Annotated in this window: 3 protein-coding genes; all 3 read right to left on the bottom strand. The window is 54.0% G+C overall.

Features of this window, described 5'->3' with window-relative positions; all coding sequences use genetic code 11:
- On the bottom strand, positions 1-2,187 hold a 2,187-nt coding region (locus IQ260_RS27595; protein ID WP_193996284.1), incomplete at its 3' end, for a heavy metal translocating P-type ATPase.
- A 29-nt stretch (positions 2,188-2,216) separates the two neighbouring features.
- On the bottom strand, positions 2,217-2,411 hold the full coding sequence (locus IQ260_RS27590) for a heavy-metal-associated domain-containing protein (protein WP_193996283.1): 195 nt from the start codon (positions 2,409-2,411) through the stop codon (positions 2,217-2,219).
- A gap of 202 nt (positions 2,412-2,613) precedes the next feature.
- Positions 2,614-5,067: ATP-dependent chaperone ClpB (gene clpB, locus IQ260_RS27585; RefSeq protein WP_193996282.1), on the bottom strand; the 2,454-nt coding region annotated here is incomplete at its 5' end.

Below are 5,067 nucleotides of genomic sequence, written 5' to 3'. Positions count from 1 at the left end.
ACTAAAGGCCATGGCAGCACCGGCAATCATTGGATTTAATAACCAGCCAAAAACAGGATAGAGAATCCCGGCGGCGATGGGAATCCCGACAATGTTGTAGATAAAGGCAAAAAACAGATTTTGTTGGATGTTGGCCATGGTGGCTTTGCTAAGGCGAATGGCGGTGACAATACCGTGCAAATCGCCGGAAATTAGGGTGATGTCGCTGGCTGCGATCGCAACGTCGGTCCCCGTACCAATGGCCATCCCCACATCGGCCTGGGCCAAGGCTGGCGCATCGTTAATGCCGTCTCCCACCATAGCCACCCGCTTACCCGTCGCCTGCAGCTGTTTTACATGGGCCGCTTTCTGAGCAGGACGCACATCGGCAATATATCGCCGAATGCCCGCTTCCTGGGCAATGGCCGCCGCTGTTTGGGAATTGTCCCCCGTCAGCATAATTACCTCCAAACCCATACGCTGTAGAGATGTAACCGCCGAGACCGACGATGGTTTGAGCGCATCGGCAATGCCCAGCAGTCCTTCTACCACACCGTCCACGGCAATCCATACGGTGGTTTTGGCCGCAGTCTGCCACGCCTGACAGCGAGACTGCAGCCGCTGGGTATCAATGTCGAGGGTGTGCATCCAGCGTTCGGTGCCGATGTACACCTGCTGCCCCTGGACTATGCCCTGCACCCCCTGTCCCACACTGGCGTCAAAGGCATCAACTGCAGGCAAACTCTCTACCCCCTGCGCCCTGGCATAGGCAACAACGGCAGCCGCGAGAGGGTGTTCTGACTGATTTTCGATAGCAGCGGCTAACTGCAGTAACCGGCTCTCATTACGGTTAGCTGTGCCCCGGACGGTGACGTAATCGGTTACCGTTGGTTTTCCCTGGGTGAGGGTACCGGTTTTATCGACCAAAATAGTTTGCAGTCTGTGGGCCTGTTCTAGACTTTCGGCATCTTTGATCAAAATGCCCATCTCGGCACCTCTGCCGGTACCCACCATAATGGAGGTGGGTGTGGCTAACCCCAGAGCACAGGGGCAGGCGATAATCAGGACACCGACGGTGGTGAGCAGGGCCAGGGTAATATTGCCGGTGAGACTAAACCAGAGTAGAAATGTGAGCAGTGCGATCGCAACCACCACCGGCACAAACCATCCCATTACCTGGTCCGCCAGCTTTTGAATCGGAGCCTTTGACCCTTGAGCTGCCTGCACCAGCTGTACAATCTGGGCCAGCACCGTATCCTGACCCACCCGAGTCGCCCGCAACCGAAAACTCCCCGTTTTGTTGATGGTGGCCCCAATCACCGCGTCACCCGTACCTTTTTGCACAGGCATCGGTTCCCCCGTCACCATGGATTCATCCACCGTGGATGTCCCGGCAACAACCTCACCATCCACCGGAATCTTCTCTCCCGGACGGACAACAACAATATCCCCCACAACAACCGCATGAATCGGAATATTAACTTCCGCAGTCTTCCGTATTACCCTCGCCATTCGGGGTTGTAATCCCATCAGCTGACGAATCGCATCCGAGGTATGTCCTCGGGCTCGGTTTTCCAAATAGCGCCCCAGCAGCAGCAGCGCAATAATCACCACCGCCGCCTCGTAATACACATCGGGGGCCAGCCCTTGAGCTACCAGCACCTGAGGAAACAGGGTGACAAATAGAGAATAAAGATAGGCCGTCCCCGTTCCCATTGCCACCAGGGTATTCATATTGGCCGTCCGGTGGATTAAACTTTTCCAAGCTCCCACAAAAAAAGACTGACCACACCAGAATAAAACGGGCGTTGCTAAGGCCAGCTGCAGCCAGGCATTGTGAAACACCATGGGCCAGCCGGGGATACTCACCCCCAGCATCATCGGTAGCGACCCCACCATTAGCACAATGCCTACTAGTCCACTGACAATGACACGGGTTAGTTGCGATCGCTGCTGGGCGCGATGCTCTAGTCGCTCGGCAGCAAAGTCGAGTTGCTTAACGGCAGTCGCCTCATAGCCAGCATCGGCAACGGCTGTTTGAATAGCTCTGAGACTGGTACGCCGCTCATCATAATCGACGCTGGCCTGTTCAGTGGCAAAGTTCACCTGGGCCTCGCTCACACCCCGCACCTTTTGAATGGCCGTTTCCACAGTATGGGCACAAGCAGCACAGCTCATCCCCTTTAAGGCCAGGGTCGTCGTCGTCATGGCAGTCTCCTTGGCGCTAGCCCTAAAAACTAAGCCGCCGGATAGCCCGCTTTTTCAAGGGCCGCTCGTATCGCTGTTTCAGCAGTCGCGGTTTCAATCTCCACCTGTTTAGTTTTAGGATCAGCAGCGACCGTCGCCCCTGCATCTAAGGCTTTGATAATACTGGTAATCGTCTTGGCACAAACATCACAGGCCATATTCGGAACTGTTAACTGAAGAGTCATAGGCTCGAAAAAAAAGAACTAGCTGACTATCCCCAGGATAAACCAGCCGACCCGAGAGTCTAAATGTGCATGAAAAGTAGAGTGAATAGTCTGTTGAAATTAATCCCTTTGGCACAAAATATGTTTACCGCCTCAAAGTCCCTCTCCCAAGCTTGGGAGAGGGATTTAGGGTGAGGGCCAATGCAGTGTATGGAGCTATTTCCTAAGCCGCCTTATCATCAGCCACGTCAGCCTGCTTTACCTGAAACTTTAGACGGTCATCAATATGATCGATAACAACCTGGCAACCTTCGACAAACGTATTTTCCAAAATCTTGGTTGCAATTGGATTCTCCAACTCCCGTTGAATCGCTCGCTTTAACGGTCTAGCCCCATACACCGGGTCGTACCCCTTATCAGCCACGTAGTCGATGGCTGTCTCTGAAACATGTAAGGTAATTTTCTGATCCGCCAAGAGCTTATACAGACGTTTGAGCTGGATCTCTACAATGGCCCGCAGCTCGTCCTTGCTGAGCGGATGGAAGATAATCAAATCGTCCACCCGATTGAGAAACTCTGGACGAAAATGGCCGCGCAGGGCACTCAAGACCCGCTCCTGCATTTCCTCAAACTGGGACTCATCCCCGGAGACATCCAAAATGTGATCGCTACCAATGTTGCTGGTCATGACAATCACCGTATTACGAAAGTCCACCGTTCTCCCTTGGGAATCGGTAATGCGACCGTCATCTAGCACCTGCAGCAAAATATTAAACACATCCGGGTGAGCTTTCTCCACCTCATCTAAAAGCACCACGGAATAGGGATGTCGTCGCACTGCTTCAGAAAGCTGTCCGCCCTCTTCATAGCCTACATAGCCAGGGGGCGCACCGATCAGCCGGGCCACGGAATGTTTTTCCATGTATTCCGACATATCCACCCGCACCAGGGCCTCTTCGGTATCAAACAGACAGTCGGCTAACGCCCGAGCTAGCTCCGTCTTACCCACCCCCGTGGGTCCCATAAACAAAAATGAACCAATGGGACGGCCTGGATCTTTCATCCCAGCCCGAGCCCGTCGAATAGCCGCTGACACCGCCGTCACCGCTTCACCTTGACCCACCACTCGCTGGTGTAAATAGCCCTCTAGCTGTAACAGCTTCTGGCGCTCGGTTTCCATTAGCCGATTGACCGGGATCCCGGTCCAGTTGGCCACAATCTCGGCAATATCTGCCTCACTTACCTGCTCTCGCAGCAGGGTGGAGCCTTTATCCTGCATCTCTTGCAGCTGCGTGTCTAAAATCTCCAGCTCTTGCTGTAAAGCTTCCAAACGACCATATTTAATCTGGGCCGCTCGGTTGAGGTCATAGGCCCGTTCCGCCTGCTCTACCTGCACTCGCAGCTGGTCTTCCTCTTGCTTCAGGGCTTTGATGGCATCTAGAGCCTGTTTTTCAGACTGCCACTGGGCGGTTAGCTTTTGCTGTTTTACAGAGAGTTTTTCAATCTCTTTGCTGATACCGGTGAGACGCTGTTTTGAGGTGCGAGAGGTGGACTCTTCCCCCTGTAGGGAGAGTTTTTCCATTTCTAGCTGCCGCAGCCGTCGATCGATGGTCTCTAGCTCCACAGGCTTAGAGGTAATCTCCATTTTTAGCTTGGCAGCGGCTTCGTCGATTAGATCAATCGCCTTATCGGGTAAGAAGCGATCGCTAATATAGCGATCCGACAGCGTTGCCGCCGCCACTAGGGCCGAGTCAACAATTTTGACACCGTGGTGGGCCTCATAGCGTTCCTTTAAACCCCGCAAAATTGAAATGGCATTCTCGACACTGGGCTGGCCAATATAAACCTGTTGAAAACGCCGCTCCAGGGCCGCATCCTTTTCGATGTGCTTACGGTACTCATCCACGGTGGTGGCACCGATACACCGCAGCTCCCCCCGGGCCAAAATCGGCTTGAGTAAATTCCCGGCATCCACATTGCTGTTACCGCCACCGGCACCGACCACCGTATGTAGCTCATCAATAAAGAGCACCACCTGGCCATCGGACTCAGCCACCTCCTTGAGCACTGAGCGCAGCCGCTCTTCAAATTCTCCCCGGTACTTTGCCCCAGCAATCAAACTGCCGATGTCCAGGGAAATTAGCTGACGATCCTTAAGCGACTCCGGCACATCCCCATTAACAATCCGCTGGGCCAGCCCCTCGGCAATAGCAGTCTTACCCACACCGGGCTCACCAATCAGCACCGGGTTGTTTTTGGTCCGCCGTGAGACCACCTGAATCACCCGACGGATTTCTTCATCCCTACCAATCACAGGATCCAGCTTGCCGTGTTTGGCTTCTTCGGTCAGATCACGGCCATATTTATCCAGGGCTTCGTAGGCTTCCTCAGGGTTTTGACCAGTAGCTTTTTGCTTGCCGCGCACCTGGTTAATTGCCGCGCGCAGCCCCGCCACATCTAGCTCAAATCCGCGCAGCAGCCGACGACCAATTCGCTCGTCTTCTGCAAACCCCAATAGCAGATGCTCAACAGAAATAATGTCATCCTGCAGCAGCTGACGGGCCGCCTCAGCCTGATCGAGCATCCGATCTAGGCTTTGTCCCAAATATAAGCTACTGTCCGCCGATACTCGCCCTGGGGCCTGGCGTTTGGCAAAGGTTTCCAGCTCCTGCAAAAT

This window comes from Leptolyngbya cf. ectocarpi LEGE 11479 (assembly GCF_015207065.1).
In the GTDB taxonomy this organism is placed as follows: domain Bacteria; phylum Cyanobacteriota; class Cyanobacteriia; order Phormidesmidales; family Phormidesmidaceae; genus Leptothoe; species Leptothoe ectocarpi.
This window is presented reverse-complemented; position numbering and strand designations above follow the sequence as displayed.